Below are 18,451 nucleotides of genomic sequence, written 5' to 3' on the forward strand. Positions count from 1 at the left end.
TAAGCAAAAAATTGCTAGCCTCAATAGAAAACTCGCTCTAAAATCGCTTACCGTCCTGACCTCTTTGGGTTCTTTAAATGGTTAAAGAAAGAGAGGCAGCGTGTATTTTTTTGAGGGAAAAATGAGCGTTGTTTTTACTGAAGAATTGGCGATTGAGCCAACTGTCGACCTTAAGCTGTTTGAAACTATCACTGATAACTTAGCTAACCAAGGGTATAGCATTCATCCTAATGCTTTACCGGAGCCATTACTGACTCAATTGCATCAACATGTACACTCCATGCCGGACGATTATTTTAAGCGCGCGGGAATTGGTCGTGAAGAGCAACTCATGTTGAATCAATTTGTCCGCAAAGATGAAGTGTGTTGGATTAATGGTGACAGTGCCGCAGGGCAAGCTTGGTTAGATTGGACCAATCAATTGCAGCGTTATTTGAATCGACATCTATTTTTAGGATTGTTTTCTTTTGAAAGCCACTTTGCCCATTATTCTCCTGGCGATTTTTATAAAACTCATAAAGATGCCTTTAAAGGAGAATCGAACCGAGTGGTCACTATTGTGGTGTATCTCAATCCTGATTGGCTAAAAGAAGATCAAGGTGAGTTGGTTATCTATCAAGACGACAGCCAACAAGAGCTCGTGCGAGTAACCCCAAGTTTCGGCACGATTGTGGTATTTTTGAGTGAAGATTTCCCACATGAAGTGCTACCGGCTACCCGAGATCGTTATTCGATTGCCGGTTGGTTTAGGGTCAATAGTTCAGGGAATAATCGAGTCGATCCACCTCGTTAATACCTCCTTTGATAGGCAATTCAACCCCCGCTGCACGGTACTCTTTGCTGGGCAGCGTTATCTTTATTTCAGGTCTTATTTCTTTATAAATAATCAGTCATTTCTGACATTTTTATTGTGAAAAAATGAGATATAGTGTGATAACGGATAGTGCATAAAAGGATGAGGCAAATTGAAAACGGCATGGATCAATGAATGGTTTCCAGGTTTATCTCAATTAAAAAATTATGAGAAAGTTTGGCTAGGGGATGATGTCCGAGCGGCATTATCTGTCGTAGCCGTTGCGCTTCCTGTGGCGATCGCTTATGCGCAATTAACTGGTGTGAGTGCAATTGTTGGTTTGTATTCTTGCGTATTGCCGATGTTGGTGTATGCCCTAGTTGGAACCTCAAAGCAATTGATCGTTGGCCCGGATGCGGCGACCTGTGCGGTCATTGCTGCGGTAGTGACGCCATTAGCGGCCGGAGACACAGTGAAACATTGGCAGCTGGTGATCACCATGACGGCCATGACTGGCGCTTGGTGTTTAATTGCCAGTAAGTTTAAATTAGGCATTTTTGCCGACTTCCTATCTCGTCCTATTTTATTGGGCTTATTAAATGGTGTTGCCATCACAATCGTGGTGGGGCAATTATTTAAAGTTTTTGGCATTACCTACAATGAATCCTACCTGATTGAACAAGTGTGGGAAGCGCCTTCACAGTGGGTGAATATTCACTGGCAAACGGTTATCGTCAGCGCTATTACCTTTAGTATCTATCTTGCTTGCAAAAAATTAAGACCCTCTTGGCCTGCGGCGATGATTGCCATCATTATTGCCAGCTTATTTGTTTGGTTGTGCGATCTTGAGAGTATTGGCGTTCATGTGGTTGGCATGGTGCAAGGTGGACTACCGGTTTTTCAAGCTCCGGAGTTTGATATCGGGATCAGTCGTGAATTAGTGATGCCAGCGTTAAACCTTGCGATGGTCAGTTTTGTGAGTATGATGCTGACCGCTCGAAGCTTTGCGGCTAAAAATGGTTATGATATTGATGCCGATAAAGAATTTCGCGCACTTGGGTTGATGAACCTCGCCTCGGCTTTTTCACAAGGTTTTGCTATCAGTGGCGCAGATTCACGCACTGCGGTTAATGATGCCAATGGAGGCAAAACTCAATTGGTTTCAATTATTGCAGCCTTAATTATTGCCATTATTGCGATCTTAGCTTACCAACCATTGAAGTTTATTCCGGTGGCAGCTTTAGGTGTGGTGCTGATCATTGCCTCACTCTCTTTGATCGATTTGAAAGGAATTTGGGGACTACGCAGACGTAATAAAGACGCCTTTTACTTATCGACCATTACTTTTATTGCGGTGTTGGTGATTGGGGTGATTCCCGGTATTACTATGGCGGTGTTATTAGGGTTATTCCAATTTATCCGCATTGTAATGCGACCAACCGATCAAGTGCTTGGTTTGGATGCCAAAGGTACGGTCAGAAGTTTAGGGAGTTCAGGGAAAGCGCAGCCCATCCCCGGCTTGGTGATTTATCGCTTTAATTCACCATTAACTTATTTTAATGCCGCGCACTTTAAGCGTCGTTTATTGCATCATGTGGCCGAAGCGGGTAGTGATGGGGTTAACTGCGTGATTATTGATGCGGTTGCCAGTTTTACTCATCTTGATGTCAGTGTGATGGCGGTCATTGATGATATTCAAACTATCTTGAAAAAGCGTGGTATTCGTTTGGTGTTAGCTGGCCATAAACGTCGTTTAAAACAATGGTGTGCTTTATCCGGTATTAAAGTCGGAGAAGAGGGCATTCGTATCCGTGCGGATATGTACTTAGCGATTAAAATGAGTGGCTGTTACCAAGAAGCGGTCAGTGAAGGGCAAGTGCCTGAAGTGGTTAAAGAAAAGCTTCCTGAAGAGCAAGTTCATACTCAACCTGAAGTCTAGCGTTAAACACAAACACACCGAACTTATTAGGTAAGCTCACTGATGGATTTTGTATCTCTTATATATCATAAGGTTAGACTTGTTATTGTGACACTCTTATCCGCCGTTGAGGTTAGGTGAAATGAGGTTAGGTAAATGAGGCTAGGTAAAAAGAGTCATTGAATAGTTAACGCATAACGAGATTTAAAGTTAATGAAAAAACTAAACGCCCACTTCATTGATTGAAGTGGGCGTTTTATTAAGCAGTGATATCAAAAGCGAGGCTTAATCAATCTTAACCTTCTTGGCGGATTAGGTAATCAAAAGCACTTAAGCTCGCTTTGGCACCTTCACCCATCGCAATAATGATTTGCTTGTAAGGAACTGTGGTTGCATCCCCAGCGGCAAAGACACCTGGCATGCTAGTTTCACCACGGTCATTGACAATGATTTCACCACGTTCTGAAAGTTTCACATCGCTGTCTTTTAGCCATTCCGTATTCGGTACTAGACCAATTTGAACAAAGATACCGGCTAATTCAATTTCTTTGATTTCATCAGTGTTACGGTCTTTGTATTTTAAGCTAGTCACACGTTTGCCATCACCGATCACTTCTGTGGTTTGCGCCATAGTAATGATGTCGATATTTGGCATTGAGTTCGCTTTGTTGATCAGAACTTGGTCAGCGCGTAAGACGTCAGCAAATTCTAAAACGGTCACGTGTTCAACAATACCTGCAAGGTCGATAGCCGCTTCAATCCCTGAGTTACCACCACCAATAACCGCAGTTTTCTTGCCTTTAAACAGTGGGCCATCACAGTGCGGACAGTAAGCTACACCTTTGTTACGGTATTCTTGTTCACCAGGAACATTCATTTCACGCCAGCGAGCACCTGGGCTCAAGATGATGCTTTTACTTTTCAGTGTCGCACCACTTTCAAGGTTGACATGAATTAAGCCATCCTCAGTATGAGCGTTACCCATGATTTTATCGGCTTGTTGCTCAGTGACCACATCAACATCGTATTCTTTTAGGTGTTCTGCTAAGTCAGAAGCTAAGCGTGGACCTTCAGTACGTTTCACTGAAATAAAGTTTTCGATTGCCATGGTATCCATAACCTGACCACCAAAGCGTTTCGCTACCACACCAGTACGAATGCCTTTACGAGCGGCGTAAAGTGCGGCTGCGCTACCACCAGGGCCACCACCAACAACCAATACATCGTATGGGTCTTTTTCGTTTAGGCTAGCGGCGGCTTTTTCTGCTGCGCCATCATCTACTTTGGCTAAGATTTCATTCAGGCTCATGCGGCCTTGACCGAACAATTCACCGTTCACGAATACGCTTGGCACCGCCATGATGTCACGGTCTTTCACTTCCGCTTGGAATAAAGCACCATCGATCATAGTGACACGAACATCTGGGTTGATTGCTGCCATCATGTTGAAAGCTTGCACCACATCTGGACAGTTTTGGCATGACAGAGAAATAAAGATTTCAACGTCTAGTTTTTTATCCAGTTGCGCGATTTGCTCAATAGTCTCTGCTTCTAATTTGATCGGGTGACCACCAGAATGCAAAAGTGCTAACACTAATGAGGTAAATTCATGGCCCATAGGTAAACCAGCAAAACGAAGCTGAGTGCCTTTTTGTGGGTTAGAAATGGTCATGACTGGTTTGCGTTCGCTCGCCGCATCGTCACGGGTAACTGACACAAAGTCACTTAGCTCAGCAATTTCATTAGCCAAAGACAAAATATCTTGAGCTGCTTTGCTTTCATCTAGGCTAACCACTAGCTGAACATCTTGTTTTAAGTTTTGGAGGTATTGTTGTAATTGTTGTTTAATCGCTTGATCTAACATCTCGATCGCACCTTACTTTAAAATGGTTACTCTAGATAAAACTCAAATGAGTTAAAATATAGGGTCGGGCAGGTAAGTCATATAGGTCGTCAGAAGTAATATGACCAGCCTGCCCTCAAATGTTACCTATAGGGGAATAGGCAACACTTATTCTTTAATTCGCTATGAATTAGATTTTACCTACTAGGTCTAAAGATGGAGCTAGTGTTTCTTCACCTTCTTTCCATTTAGCTGGGCAAACTTCACCTGGGTGAGAGGCAACGTATTGCGCTGCTTTTACTTTACGTAGTAGGTCTTCTGCGTCACGACCGATACCTTCAGCAGTGATTTCCATTGCTTGGATAGTACCTTCTGGGTCGATTAGGAAAGTAGCACGGTCAGCAAGACCTTGACCTTCACGCATTACACCGAAGTTGTTTGTGATGTTGCCAGTTTGGTCACCAAGCATGTAGTAGTTGATTTTGCCGATAGTGTCAGAGCTATCGTGCCATGCTTTGTGAGTGAAGTGAGTGTCAGTAGATACTGAGAATACTTCAACGCCACGTTTTTGTAGTTCTTCGTAATGATCTGCTAGGTCACCAAGTTCTGTTGGGCAAACAAACGTGAAGTCAGCTGGGTAGAAAAAGAACACTGCCCATTTGCCTAGTACGTCTTTCTCTGTCACGTCAACAAATTCGCCGTTTTTGTATGCTGTTGCTGAAAATGGCTTGATTTGAGTGTTAATCATAATGTTCACTTTCCCTTTTATTATTGAAAATTCTGTATAAAAATTTAGCGTTTATCGATATAAGTCGTTCGCTAATAAAGGCTCTGATTATTGTTTCAGTCGCGCTTTGTTTTGTTTACGGGAGATATAATGACAGCTTTGTAGAAATAATCAAAATTGATTGTTTCTATCATATCGATTGGTTTTACCTATCAAAGCTAAACCATTAAGAAAAATAGGTGATTGACTCAAATCAAGCGAATTTATGATTGGCCTCACCGAGATCACAACAACTGAACATGCGTCTCTGGGGTCAAGGTTTGCAAATTAGATTGACGGCATTTTTCTTTTAAAACCAAAGGTAAGTTAGTGTCTGAAATCAAATAATGAAGATCAGTAAACTCACTGATCTTATAAGCTTTCACCTCATTGTGGGCTTCTTTTTCAACAATGATGTATTTCTTCAAGCTTTTCGCTAATGCGGCGGTAATGACTTTGTAGGTGGCTTCATCTGCGGTGGTGATGCCAAATTGGTTATCAATTCCTTTAGCGGTGATGATGGCTTTTTTAAACACCATAGGCACAGATTCATTTTCATTTAATGCGATAAATAAATCGGTATCAGCTTGATAGCTCCCACCTTGTAATACGGCATGGCAGCGTGGTTTATTTTTTAAGGCTAAGAAAGAACTTAACGATGAGGTTACTCCGGTAAATTCAATGTGCTCTGGAATTGAGCCGATAATATCTGGGATCAGATCGCCATTATCAAAAAACACCACATCGTACATTTCGATAAAATCAGACACGGTTGCGGAAATAAAAGAATTGGTTTTAGCGTGCTTTTGTCGCTTTTTGGCATGCGTCGAGACAGGACTTTCGGAGAGCTTACGTAAAGCATAACCTTGAGTGGAAAGTTCATTATCGACAATAGGCACGCCACGTCGAATGTAACCACCATAATATTCAAATGAAAATGAATCGGCGGCTAAAGAGCTAAGATCACGCCTGACCGTCATTTCAGAGACTTCTAATAAACGCGCCACTTCTTTTAGGTGGATCTTATTACAATGCTTTAAGCAAGATTCAATTCTACGTAAGCGTTCCATCTGTTTGGTAATCATCTTTTTCCCTATCCGTCTTTCTTTTGGCCTGCGATGGCATTTTCGGGATGACTCATCGATAGCGCTTTGGTCGATAGTTTATCAAGCATTATTTTTTGTCAATTAATTAAGTCACAATGCCAATAAATTCAATGGTTTTAGTCATTTTTTTTATTCATTTCGAATTGCTGGTCATAGACAAGATAACCTTGATGTTAAGATTCTAACATTGAGGGGCATTAATAAAGAATGTTAAGCTGATTTTGTTATTTTTTGTGACTTTAATTACATAAATGCTGCGCGCTATGCGATCATTGTCACTGTTTGGTGAGTCGTTAATACGTTAATGTTACTATTATTACATCAGTGAGGTGAATATGAAGAAGATTGCGGTTATCGGTTCGAATATGGTTGATTTGATTACTTATACGGATCGCATGCCTAAAGGCGGAGAGACTCTCGCAGCACCAGCTTTTAAAATGGGCTGTGGCGGTAAAGGAGCGAACCAAGCGGTGGCGGCTGCTAAATTAGGCGCTGATATTCTGATGGTCAGCAAAGTTGGTGACGATATGTTTGCCGATAACACGATTCGCAACTTTCAATCTTATGGGATCAATACCAAATACGTGAGCAAAATGCCCCAAGTCTCTAGTGGCGTGGCGCCAATATTTGTTCATTCTTCCTCACAAAATGCCATTTTAGTGATTAAAGGGGCCAACGAATATTTAACTCCTTACGATATTGATAAAGCCAAAGACGCCATCATGGAATGTGGATTGATTGTGCTGCAATTAGAAGTACCACTAGAAACCGTGTATTACGCGATTGATTTAGGCAATAAATACAATATTCCAGTGCTATTAAACCCCGCGCCAGCGGTTGCGGATTTAGATATTGAATACGCTTGTCGTTGTGATTTCTTTATGCCCAATGAAACAGAATTAGAAACGCTGGTAGGTGAGCCGGTTCAAACCATTGAACAAATCAAAAATGCCGCCAACATCTTACTTAATAAAGGGTTAAAAAATGTCATTGTGACCATGGGCTCAAAGGGGGCGTTATGGTTAAGCCAACATGGTGATGAAGCCTTTATTGAATCGGTGAAAGTGAACGCGGTCGATGCCAGTGGAGCGGGGGATGCCTTTATTGGTTGCTTCTCTCACTATTTCCTACAAACCAATGACGTACTAACTTCGTTAAGAAAAGCCACCTTATTTGCAGCGTTAAGTGTGACAGAAAAAGGCACACAATTTTCTTATCCAAGCATTGAACAATTTAAAGCATTTGAACAAAAGAATAATAAAAAACATTAATAATTAGAGGAATCGAAATGTCTAATCTTATCTTAAATGAAAAAGAATCCTTCGTATTAGATTCTATTCAAGGTGCCCTATATACCTCTCAACGAGATAACCTAACGCTATTAGATTTTAACAATAATACTAAAGTAGTTGCACGTTCTGACTGGCAACAAGATAAAGTCGCGTTAATTTGTGGTGGTGGTTCTGGTCATGAGCCTGCCCATGCCGGTTTTGTGGGTAAAGGTATGTTAACCGCAGCGGTTTGTGGTGATCTATTTGCTGCGCCAAGTGTGGATGCTGTTTTAGATGCCATCTTGCATGTTACTGGTGATGCTGGCTGTTTGGTGATCATTAAAAACTACACCGGTGACCGATTGAACTTTGGTTTAGCCGTTGAAAAAGCTAAAGAAATGGGCAAGAAAGTGGATCTTATCATTGTAGGTGATGATATTTCGATTCCTAATAACCCTCAGCCACGCGGCATTGCAGGCACTATTTTAGTCCAAAAAGTAGCGGGTTATGTGGCTGAAGTGGGCGGTTCATTAGAAGAAGTGAAAGCGGCAGCGATTAAAGCCAATCAACAGACGGCGTCGATTGGTGTGGCGTTGACCAGTTGTTCTTTGCCGGGTGAGCCGAACGATCGTATTGCTCAAGGTAAAGCAGAACTGGGCTTAGGTATTCATGGTGAGCCGGGCATTGATACGATTGATCTGCCTAAAGCAAAAGCCTTGATTGAAACCATGGCAGCCAAGTTAATCCAAGCCAAACCAATGCAAAAAAATGCAATTTTAATTAATAACTTAGGTGGTTTATCTACCATTGAATTGAATATTGTGGCTAAAGAAGTATTGCAGTCTGAGCTCGCTAAACACGCTGAGTTAGTGATCTGTGGCACCTTGATGACAGCGATTGATATGAAAGGCTTCTCAATTTCAAGCATTGAATTGGATGACGCGACAAAACAAGCCTTGTTGTTTGATGTTGAAACTCAAGCCTGGCCAGGTGTCGCGCACTGTCATGCGCTTCCAGTTACTTCGTGCCAAAGCCAAATCAAAAAGAATCATTTCACCCCATCAGCCGATGAAAGTGCTGCTGAAGTGGTGGCGAAAGTGTGTCATGCCATCATTGGTATTGAAGCTGAGCTGAACCATTTAGATTCTATCGTGGGTGATGGGGATACAGGCTCGACTTTTGCCGCAGGGGCTCGCAATGTGTTAGCGCAGTTAGAGGCGAAAAATCTACCGCTTCAAGACAAAGCGAAATTATGCACCGCCGTTGCCGATTGTCTCACAGCAGCCATGGGCGGCTCTTCAGGTGTGTTATTGTCGATTTTCTTTACTGCTGCCGGACGTGATTTTGAACAAAATGGCGTATTATCTCGCGCCTTTGAAACTGGATTACAACAAATGATGGCATATGGTGGGGCTAAACCTGGCGACCGAACCATGATTGATGCTCTGTACCCAGCCCTACAAGCTTGGTCAAATCAAGGCTTTACCGCCGCCATTGACGCTGCGCAACAAGGTGCAGAATCTACCGTGGAGATGACGAATGCAAAAGCAGGTCGTTCTTCATATTTGAACAGTGATAGTTTGTCTGGCACTAAAGATCCAGGTGCTTTCGCTGTTGAAACTGTCTTTAACCAATTTAAATAAAAAGTAGGAATCTAGCATGGATAATATCATTATTTCTCCAAGTAAATATATCCAAGGTGAAGGCGCCATCGATAACATCGGTAAGTACGTTTCCCTATTTGGTAAAAAACCATTAGCGATTGCCGATGACTTCGTGATGGGTCTGGTACATGACCGCGTTCAAACTAGCATTCAAGCTGAAGGTTTGGCAGTGGATTTTGATAAGTTTAACGGTGAATGTTGTCGCGTTGAAATTGATCGCATCATTGAAGTGACTAAAGCCAACCAAAACGACGTCATTATGGGTATTGGTGGAGGTAAAACCTTAGATACCGCTAAATCGATTGCCTTTTATACTAAATTGCCAGTGGTAATTGTACCGACAATCGCGTCAACGGATGCGCCGACTTCAGCTCTTGCGGTTATCTACACCCCAGAAGGTGAGTTCAGTGAATACTTAATGATTCCATCAAACCCAAATATGGTGATTATGGATACAGGTATTATTGCGGCAGCGCCAGTTCGTACATTGGTTGCCGGTATGGGTGACGCGTTATCAACATACTTTGAAGCACGTGCGAACGGTTTATCTGGTAAAGCGACCATGGCAGGTGGTGCGCCAACGCGTTCTGCACAAGCGTTAGCGAAACTATGTTATGAAACCATCATTGAAGATGGCGTTAAAGCGAAAGCGGCGGTTGAAAATGGCGTGTCAACGAAAGCGGTAGAAAATATCATTGAAGCGAATACTTACTTATCGGGTATTGGTTTTGAAAGTTCTGGCCTTGCTGGCGCTCACGCAATCCATAATGGTTTGACTAAGTTAGAAGAGTGTCACCATTTGCTACACGGGGAAAAAGTGGCCTTTGGTACATTAACTCAGTTAGTGTTGGAAAATGCTGATAGCGAAGAAATTCAAGAAGTACTTGATTTCTGCCGTGCTGTTGGCTTGCCAACCAACCTACACGATATGGGTGTGAAGGAAATTAATAAAGACAAACTAATGGAAGTGGCTGAAGTGGCTTGTGCCGAAGGCGAAACAATCCATAACATGCCTTTCCCGGTTACGCCTAAAGCAGTTTTTGCAGCGTTATTAACGGCTCACCAATTGGGTCAATAAGTAACCTCAGCTGCGGATAACTAGAAGTCACTCAATACGGCACTTTGGGCGTCTAACTTCGTTAAAATCAACGCAATAGGCTAGCTATTGACTTATGATTTTGCCTTGTTATTCATCCCAAATTGCAGCATTGAGAGAAAGTCATTACTTCCTATATACCTTGTGGCTATTTTTATCTCATATATATCAGCAGGTTAGGTTTGTTATTGTGACACTCTTATCCGCAGTTGAGGTTAAGTAATAATAGCCTCGCTTAAATAAACATAAAAACCATTGGATTTGAATTTCCCGATTATTTAAATTCAGTGGTTTTTTTATTTTTCTTCATATCTCATTTCTTCTATTTCTTCTATTTCTTCCATTTCCTCGTGCTAGTTGTCCATTTGCTTATATAACCGGTTTTTTATGTAGCGGCTTGTTTATATAACAGGCCTCGTGCGTTGATTCCTGACCTATTACCTTGACTTTAAAGAGGCTAGATAACCAAAGCGCTGGATTGAGTGATTTCTAGTTACTCACATCTGAGGTTAAATAAACTCGAAAATTTAGGTTTCTATTGCGTGGTTATCATTCGGCATAAGTGTCGGTATGACTGTCGGTAAGTGATGTCGACAGCCGATTATCTGAGGCTGATTATCGAGTTTAATTTTATAACCATTTGTTTTTATTGTTTTTATTTTTATTTTTACTGGTTGGCATACTAATTGCTTTAAAGGGCTTGTTCATTTAATTGAAGGGTATGCTATGAAAAGCTTTGTGATCGCAGATCCGAAAAAATGCATCGGGTGCCAAACATGTATGGCCGCCTGCTCTGATGTGCATAAAAAAGAAGGTTTGCAAAGTCACCCACGTTTGACAGTGATTAAACATAAGGATGCAACAGCGCCTGTGATGTGCCGGCATTGTGAAGATGCACCTTGTGCGGCGGTTTGTCCTGTTCAAGCGATCACCAAAGAAGAAGACCGCATCTTATTAAAAGAAACATTATGTGTGGGCTGTACGTTATGTGCAGTGGCCTGTCCGTTTGGTGCGATTGCACTTGATGGCAGTCGCCCGGTTGCGATGGCGAATAGTTATGACACTTACATTCCCTCAACCCCACGCTCGAGTAATCCATCCACCTCGATTCCATCCACTTTTGGTCATGACATTTTAGCTTGGGAACCCGGCGTGAAAAGCATTGCCGTGAAGTGCGATCTTTGTGGCTTCCACGAAGAAGGGCCAGCTTGCGCTCAGGTATGCCCTACCGGTGCCATTGCCATTGTGAATGAACAGGTTGTTGAACAGTCACGTGCGAGCAAGCGTACAGAGGCGGCTCAAGTGGCTGCTAATGTGACTATGGAGAGATCATAATATGAGTCCATTATCGTTATTAGGTACTTCTATTGCTTTTTACATCTTGGCGAGCCTATTGGCTTTATTCGGCGCTCAAGGAAAAGAAGCATTAGCAGTGCGATTATCTAGCACGGCTTCGGTCGTGGGCGGGGTTCTCGGAACGGGCAGTGCGATTCAGGCTCTACTTTCAGGTCAAGCTTGGGTCACTCAATTAGCCAGTCCATTTTATTTTGCCGATTTCTTGATCAACATGGATGCCTTAGGGGCGTTTATGGTGTTGGTGATTTCGTTATTAGTGGTGGCAACCGCCATCTATTCCCTCCATTACTTACGTGAGTATTTTGGTAAAGGCGCTTGGGGAATTAGCTTTTTCTTAAACCTGTTTGTGGCCTCGATGGTGACCTTAGTCGTTACCGATAACGCATTTTATTTCATCGTATTTTTTGAAATGATGTCACTGGCTTCATACTTCTTAGTGCTGGTGGAACAATCTGAGAAAAGTGTCAAGGCAGGCTTGCAATATTTCTTCATCGCTCACGCCGGTTCGGTTTTGATCATGATTGCCTTTTTCATGTTGTATCGCGCATCGGGCTCTTTGAATTTTTCTGACTTTAGTCATTTGTCATTGCCAGCTTGGGAATCGTCGGTGATTTTCTTACTGGCGTTTTTCGGTTTCGGAGCCAAGGCCGGCATGATCACCTTACACGGTTGGTTACCACTTGCTCACCCAGCAGCGCCTTCACATGCCTCAGCATTAATGTCAGGTGTGATGGTTAAAATCGGTGTCTTTGGCATCATTAAAGTGGGGCTGATGTTTCTGGGCGCTTCACAAGCGTGGTGGGGCTACTTGGTGTTAGCGTTTGGTGCGGTTTCTTCGGTTCTTGGCGTAATGTACGCCTTGGCAGAGCACGATATTAAACGTTTATTGGCTTATCACACGGTGGAAAACGTCGGCATCATTTTAATGGGCGTTGGCGTGGCGATGGTGGGAATGGCAACTGATCATCCAACTTTTGCCGCCTTGGGATTACTTGGCGCCTTGTATCACTTGTTAAACCATGCAGTCTTTAAAGGTTTATTGTTCTTGGGTGCCGGTTCGGTGATTTATCGCACTCATACCAAAGATATGGAAAAAATGGGCGGACTTGCCAAGTTAATGCCTTACACCGCAATGACCTTTCTCATTGGTACGATGGCGATTTCCGCCTTGCCACCTTTAAATGGGTTTGTCAGTGAATGGTTCATCTACCAGTCGCTGTTTAATATGAGCCAACAAAGTCATATTTCGATGCTGATTGCTGGCCCTGCGGCGATTGTTATGCTGGCGATCACTGGTGCTTTAGCTTGCATGTGTTTTGTGAAAGTGTATGGCATCTGCTTTAGCGGCATTCCAAGAACCGAACAAGCCAGTCAGGCCAAAGAAGTGACGTGGCCAATGATCGCAGGTTGCGCGATATTAGCGGTGCTGTGTATCGTTTTAGGGGTAGGTTCTCCCTGGATTTCACCTTACATTTCTGACATTGCCACCCGTACTTTAGCTGCGTCACCGATTGTGGTTCAAAACGGCATCTCCTTACATCCTGTATCGACTACTCAAGCCATTCTTTCAACGCCAGTTATCGCGATAGGTTTAGTGGTGTTATTGCTGGTTCCTGCTGTGGTACTTGCCTTGTTCAAAGGAGGCGCTCGTATCGATAACCGTCATCAAGGTGATCCTTGGGCTTGTGGTTATACCTTTGAAAAAGAAATGACGGTCTCCGCCGGAGGGGTCACACAAGCGTTACGTCACATGTTTGCGCCGGTTTATCGCATCAGAACACAACTCGATCCTAGCGGTTGGATGGGGCGTAGCTTGCAGACGGCCACGAATGCCTCAGCGAAAGTTGAACCCATGTTTGACCGTTATCTCATTCAACCTTGTTGTCATGCCGCCATGGCCTTGAGTCATTGGGTGCGCAAAATGCAAGGTGGCGATTTCCGTATTTATTGCTTGTACATAGTGATCACGTTGACCGTGTTGCTGTGTCTGTCATTCGGTTTAGGAGTGAAGTAATGGCTGAATTACATATGCCAAGCGCAAGTATGATGATACTTGCCATTTCACAAGCCTTATTAATGTTGTTTTTTGCACCATTAATAACGGGATTTTCTCGTGTGCTGCGAGCGCGTCTTCATTCGCGTCGTGGACCAGGCTTATTACAAGATTATCGTGATATTGCCAAGTTATTGCGTCGTCAGTCGGTTGCACCGGCCAATGCAGGCGTTATTTTCTGGGTTATGCCATGGGTCTTTTTAGCTACCATGTTGTTGATTGCTATGGCTTTGCCAACCTTAACTTCATTCTCACCGTTTCCTATTTCAGGAGATTTGATCACCGATATCTATCTGTTAGCGATTTGTCGCTTCTTCTTTGCTCTTGCGGGGATTGATTCAAACAGCATGTTTGCCGGGATCGGCAGCAGCCGTGAGTTAACCATTGGGGTGTTAGTTGAACCGATTTTAATGCTGTCGATCATTATCGCGGCCTTGATGGTGGGCTCAACTGACTTAGGCCATATCAGCCAAGGCATGGTCGCGCAAATTCAACTGCAGCCGATTCCAGTGATTTTGGCAGGTGCGGCCTGTGCTTTTGCCATGTTTGTTGAGATGGGCAAATTGCCGTTTGATGGCGCAGAAGCGGAGCAAGAACTGCAAGAAGGTCCGGTGACGGAATATTCAGGTTCAGGACTTGCGATGGTGAAATTGAGTTTAGGACTCAAGCAATTAGTGGTTGCACAATTGTTCTTAGCCATTTTTATCCCTTGGGGGAAAGCCGTTGATTTTACCTTCATGAGCTTATTGATTGCCTTTGTGTGGTTGGTGGTGAAGTTGGTTGTGGTTTTCTTATTAGCCGGCATTGTGGAGAACTCCATGGCGCGGGTTCGTTTCTTAAATACCAATCGTCTAACCTGGTCAGCATTTGCACTCGCTGTTTTAGCGTTAGCGTTTTACATCATGGGGTTGTGAGGCAAAGTCATGGAGATGATAGGTTTATTTACAATATTAGTACCGTTTCTCGGTGCGATTCTTACTTTGTTTGTACCGAAGCAATCAGCAAAATGGGTGTGTCAATTATTTGCAGCCTTGGCGACCGCCGGAACTTGGGCGATTGCTTACCAGTTTTTTGCGCACGGTGGTGAGGCGCAATCTATTGAGTTGGTAAAGGTCGCCAATACTCTGATTTTCGGTTTAACCATTGATAAAGTCAGCACGCTTATTTTAGTTGCTGTAGTGGGCTTAGGTCTGATTGTTGCTGTTTATTCATTAGGTTATATGAGTAAAGGTAACAAAGAGCATCCGCATGAAGGCGATCCTCGTTATTACGCTTTTTTGTTGATTTTCATCGGGGCCATGGCGGGGCTAGTTCAATCTTCCACCATTCTTGGGCAATTGCTGTTTTTCGAAATTACCGGTGCTTGTTCTTGGTCGTTGATCAGTTATTACCAAACGCCAGTGGCTTTTCGCGCCGCATTAAAAGCGTTATTGGTTACGCACATTGCGTCATTGGGACTCTTTTTAGCGGCTGCGGTGTTATTTGTGAATGCGGGAACCTTTGAGTTAACCGCAATTGCAACGCTATCAGCGAGCGCTAAAACGATTGTCTTATTGGGTATCTTATTTGCGGCGTGGGGTAAATCGGCGCAACTACCGATGCACATGTGGTTACCAGATGCGATGAATGCACCGACCCCAGTGAGTGCGTATTTACACGCCGCCTCAATGGTGAAAGTGGGAGTTTACATTTTTGCTCGCGGAATTTTATCGGCTGGTGAAGTGCCTGAAATTGTCGGCGTGGTTGGGATTATCGGTGCGATGATCACCATGATCTACGGTTTCATGATGTATCTACCACAAAAAGACATGAAACGTTTATTGGCGTATTCCACGATTGCTCAACTGGCGTATATCTTTTTAGCGTTGTCGATGGGGGCGTTAGGCTCACACCTCGCATTAGAAAGTGGGGTGACGTATATCTTCAACCACGCATTCGCGAAGAGCTTATTCTTCTTAGTCGCAGGGGCGTTAAGTTATGCCTGTGGCACTAGGATGTTACCGGAACTCAAAGGCATTATAACTAAAGCACCTTTGCTTGGTGTTGGCTTTTGTGTGGCGGCGATGGCGATCTCTGGCGTACCGCCCTTTAACGGCTTCTTTAGTAAATTCCCACTATTGCAAGCGGGTTTCCAATTAAGTGAACAATATTGGTGGTTAACCCCAGTGTTGATTTTAGCCTTAATTGAGTCAGTCGCCACATTCGGTTGGTTGTTGTACTGGTTCGGTAAGTCTGTGATCGGTGAGCCTTCACCTGCCGTCAATAATGTTTCGCCATTACCGGTATCGATGAAACTCACGTTGATTGTTCTGATTGTGATGTCTTTGGCATCCAGTGTGATTGCCTCTGCGTGGCTAGGTTAAGGAACCTGATATGAATGATTTATTAATTAATAATTTCGCGGGTTTACTTGTGGTCACATCTTTTATGGTTGTGATTGCAAAACAAGCTCGTACGGCATCGATTTTGTATGCCATCCAATCTTTGGTCTTGGTCGGTATTTTCTGTGCCATTGCCTATCAATATGAGGCTCATGAGTTGTTTGCATGGGCGGCGACCGCGGTGGTGTCTAAGGTGATTTTATTACCGGCGATTTTGTTTATCTTTTTGGGAAAAATGCGCGATGCAGCAGCAGAAAAACCTTTGATGCATACCGCTTTGATTGCCATTTTAGTGGCAGTGATTTCGATTGGTGCTTTTTATGCAGTTGATCCTGTCAATGTTCCTTTAGTGGCGAACCTTAAACCGGCCTTAGCGGTGTCTTTAGCGCACTTTTTTATTGGTTTGCTGTGCATCGTTTCTCAACGCAATATTCTCAAACAAGTTTTTGGTTATTGCTTAATGGAGAACGGCTCGTCTTTGACCTTAGCGTTATTGGCTCACGATGCACCTCACCTAATGGAGATTGGGATCACCATTGATGCCATTTTTGCGGTGATTGTGATGGTGATTTTAGCGCGTCTGATTTACCGCCAATTAGGCACACTCGATGTGCAACAACTTACGACACTGAAGGGGTAATGACATGATGTCTTTAGATTTTGTTTTTCCATATTTAGTGGGAATCCCTTTTGTCGCAGGCTTGATAGGGTTACTGCTTTCGCTGTTTACCTCAGGTCAGCACCGGATTTCAATTGGCTTACATAGTGTGAGCATTGTTGCGACACTCTGGTTAACTTGGAGCTTGGCGGGGCAAGTTTTTACTCATGGCGCGATGTTGTCAGCGGGGGGCTGGTTATTACTCGATAGCCTATCGGCATTATTTGCTGCGGTATTAGGGCTGGTGGCCTTAATTACCGGATTGCATGCGATTGGTTATATTGGCCATGAATTGAAACATGGTGAACTGACCGCGCGCCAAGTGTCGTTATTTTATGGCTTATTTAACTTGTTCTTAGCCAGCATGTTGGTGTCATTAACCTCCAATAACATCATCATGATGTGGGTAGCAATTGAAGCAACCACGATCAGTTCAGTGTTCTTAGTCGGCCTTTATTATCAACGCTCATCGCTAGAAGCGGCTTGGAAATACATCATGCTGTGCAGCGTTGGGGTGGCATTTGGTTTATTTGGTACGGTGTTAACTTATGCCAATGGCGTCGCCAGTTTTGCACAACCAAGCCAAGCCATTTTATGGACCGCTATTCGTGATAATGCTCATTTGCTTGACCCGCGTTTAATGCAAATCAGCTTTATTTTTATCTTGATTGGTTTTGGGACCAAAACGGGATTATTCCCAATGCACACTTGGCTTCCTGACGCTCACTCCGAAGCACCAAGCCCGGTTTCTGGCTTATTATCTGCCGGTTTATTGAACTGCGCCTTATTAGTGATCATTCGTTATTTTGTGATCGATGCTCAAGTGATTGGTGAAGGCTTTACTCAGTATTTACTGATCGCGTTTGGCCTGCTATCGGTTGTCATTGCCGCGATGTTCATTTTGGTTCAACAAGATATTAAACGTTTGTTGGCCTATTCCAGTGTCGAAAACATGGGGCTGATCACTTTGGCTTTAGGTTTAGGGCCACTTGGGATCTTAGCGGCAATGTTGCATGTGATTAACCACAGTTTAGGCAAGACTCTGATGTTCTGTGGCGCTGGTAACATCATGTTGAAATACGGAACCCGTGATATCAGCGTGATTAAAGGGGTGGTACGTGTCGCACCTTGGACAGGATTGTTATTTGGTGCAGGGGCATTAGCGTTAGCCGGAGTGCCACCGTTTAACTTATTTATCAGTGAATTCATGATTGTGTGTTCTGGTATTTACGCCCAGCACCCTTGGATCACCATTGGGTTATTACTGGTGTTAACTCTAGTGTTAGCTGGTTTTACTCGTTTAGTTTCTGCCTGCGTCTTAGGCAAAGCACCAGAAGGAATGGAAAAAGGCGAAGTGAATGGTTTCACAATTTTACCTTTAGTGGTGTTGATGGTGATGATGCTGGTGATGGGCACTCATATTCCGAGTGTGGTCATTGATGGTGTGGTTCAAGCCGCTTCCGTCGTGACAGGACAAGACCCAGCGTTACTTAGCCAATCCCTTCACTTTCCTTGGCAAGGCATCACTGCCAGTGCTATTCAATAA

14 protein-coding genes are annotated in these 18,451 nt (G+C 43.5%); 11 read left to right on the forward strand and 3 right to left on the reverse strand.

The window, feature by feature from the left end; translation table 11 throughout:
* Nucleotides 1-121 precede the first annotated feature (121 nt).
* Nucleotides 122-793: a 2OG-Fe(II) oxygenase gene (locus VCA1004_RS02830; protein ID WP_086982338.1), complete on the forward strand. Its 672-nt coding sequence runs from the start codon at nucleotides 122-124 to the stop codon at nucleotides 791-793.
* Between the two features lie 172 nt (nucleotides 794-965).
* Nucleotides 966-2,732: a SulP family inorganic anion transporter gene (locus VCA1004_RS02835; RefSeq protein ID WP_086982340.1), complete on the forward strand. Its 1,767-nt coding sequence runs from the start codon at nucleotides 966-968 to the stop codon at nucleotides 2,730-2,732.
* A gap of 274 nt (nucleotides 2,733-3,006) precedes the next feature.
* Here VCA1004_RS02835 and ahpF read toward each other — a convergent pair whose 3' ends face one another.
* The 3 genes from ahpF to VCA1004_RS02850 all read right to left on the reverse strand — a co-directional run bounded on the left by ahpF (nucleotide 3,007) and on the right by VCA1004_RS02850 (nucleotide 6,405).
* Nucleotides 3,007-4,575 carry an alkyl hydroperoxide reductase subunit F gene (gene ahpF / locus VCA1004_RS02840; protein WP_086982342.1) on the reverse strand — a complete coding sequence of 523 codons (1,569 nt, stop codon included), beginning with the start codon at nucleotides 4,573-4,575 and terminating at the stop codon, nucleotides 3,007-3,009.
* 169 nt (nucleotides 4,576-4,744) lie between these two features.
* Nucleotides 4,745-5,302 (reverse strand): alkyl hydroperoxide reductase subunit C, encoded by a 558-nt coding sequence (gene ahpC / locus VCA1004_RS02845; RefSeq protein ID WP_086982344.1) that lies wholly within the window; start codon nucleotides 5,300-5,302, stop codon nucleotides 4,745-4,747.
* A 263-nt stretch (nucleotides 5,303-5,565) separates the two neighbouring features.
* Entirely contained in the window at nucleotides 5,566-6,405 is an 840-nt protein-coding gene (locus VCA1004_RS02850; protein WP_086982346.1) for a DeoR family transcriptional regulator, read from the reverse strand.
* 356 nt (nucleotides 6,406-6,761) lie between these two features.
* On the opposite strand from VCA1004_RS02850, the gene rbsK reads away from it, so the two are divergent.
* From rbsK to VCA1004_RS02895, 9 genes are all read left to right on the forward strand, one after another.
* Complete coding sequence (gene rbsK / locus VCA1004_RS02855; protein ID WP_086982348.1) at nucleotides 6,762-7,697, forward strand: ribokinase; 936 nt, start codon at nucleotides 6,762-6,764, stop codon at nucleotides 7,695-7,697.
* Nucleotides 7,698-7,714: 17 nt separating this feature from the next.
* Nucleotides 7,715-9,340 (forward strand): dihydroxyacetone kinase subunit DhaK, encoded by a 1,626-nt coding sequence (locus tag VCA1004_RS02860; protein WP_086982350.1) that lies wholly within the window; start codon nucleotides 7,715-7,717, stop codon nucleotides 9,338-9,340.
* A 16-nt stretch (nucleotides 9,341-9,356) separates the two neighbouring features.
* The gene (locus VCA1004_RS02865; RefSeq protein WP_086982352.1) at nucleotides 9,357-10,439 is read left to right on the forward strand and encodes a glycerol dehydrogenase; all 1,083 of its coding nucleotides are present in this window, start codon (nucleotides 9,357-9,359) and stop codon (nucleotides 10,437-10,439) included.
* Nucleotides 10,440-11,183: 744 nt separating this feature from the next.
* On the forward strand, nucleotides 11,184-11,792 hold the full coding sequence (locus VCA1004_RS02870) for a 4Fe-4S dicluster domain-containing protein (RefSeq protein WP_086982354.1): 609 nt from the start codon (nucleotides 11,184-11,186) through the stop codon (nucleotides 11,790-11,792).
* A gap of 1 nt (nucleotide 11,793) precedes the next feature.
* Nucleotides 11,794-13,827, forward strand: coding sequence for a hydrogenase 4 subunit B (gene hyfB, locus VCA1004_RS02875; protein ID WP_086982356.1), 2,034 nt, complete (start codon nucleotides 11,794-11,796; stop codon nucleotides 13,825-13,827).
* Nucleotides 13,827-14,780 (forward strand): respiratory chain complex I subunit 1 family protein, encoded by a 954-nt coding sequence (locus VCA1004_RS02880; protein WP_086982358.1) that lies wholly within the window; start codon nucleotides 13,827-13,829, stop codon nucleotides 14,778-14,780. The genes hyfB and VCA1004_RS02880 overlap by 1 nt, the downstream gene beginning before the upstream one ends.
* 9 nt (nucleotides 14,781-14,789) lie before the next feature.
* Nucleotides 14,790-16,229: a hydrogenase 4 subunit D gene (locus VCA1004_RS02885; RefSeq protein ID WP_086982360.1), complete on the forward strand. Its 1,440-nt coding sequence runs from the start codon at nucleotides 14,790-14,792 to the stop codon at nucleotides 16,227-16,229.
* Between the two features lie 10 nt (nucleotides 16,230-16,239).
* Nucleotides 16,240-16,887: a hydrogenase 4 membrane subunit gene (gene hyfE, locus VCA1004_RS02890; protein ID WP_086982361.1), complete on the forward strand. Its 648-nt coding sequence runs from the start codon at nucleotides 16,240-16,242 to the stop codon at nucleotides 16,885-16,887.
* Nucleotides 16,888-16,891: 4 nt separating this feature from the next.
* The gene (locus VCA1004_RS02895) at nucleotides 16,892-18,451 is read left to right on the forward strand and encodes a hydrogenase 4 subunit F (RefSeq protein WP_232012615.1); all 1,560 of its coding nucleotides are present in this window, start codon (nucleotides 16,892-16,894) and stop codon (nucleotides 18,449-18,451) included.

The organism is Vibrio aphrogenes (assembly GCF_002157735.2).
Taxonomy (GTDB): domain Bacteria; phylum Pseudomonadota; class Gammaproteobacteria; order Enterobacterales; family Vibrionaceae; genus Vibrio; species Vibrio aphrogenes.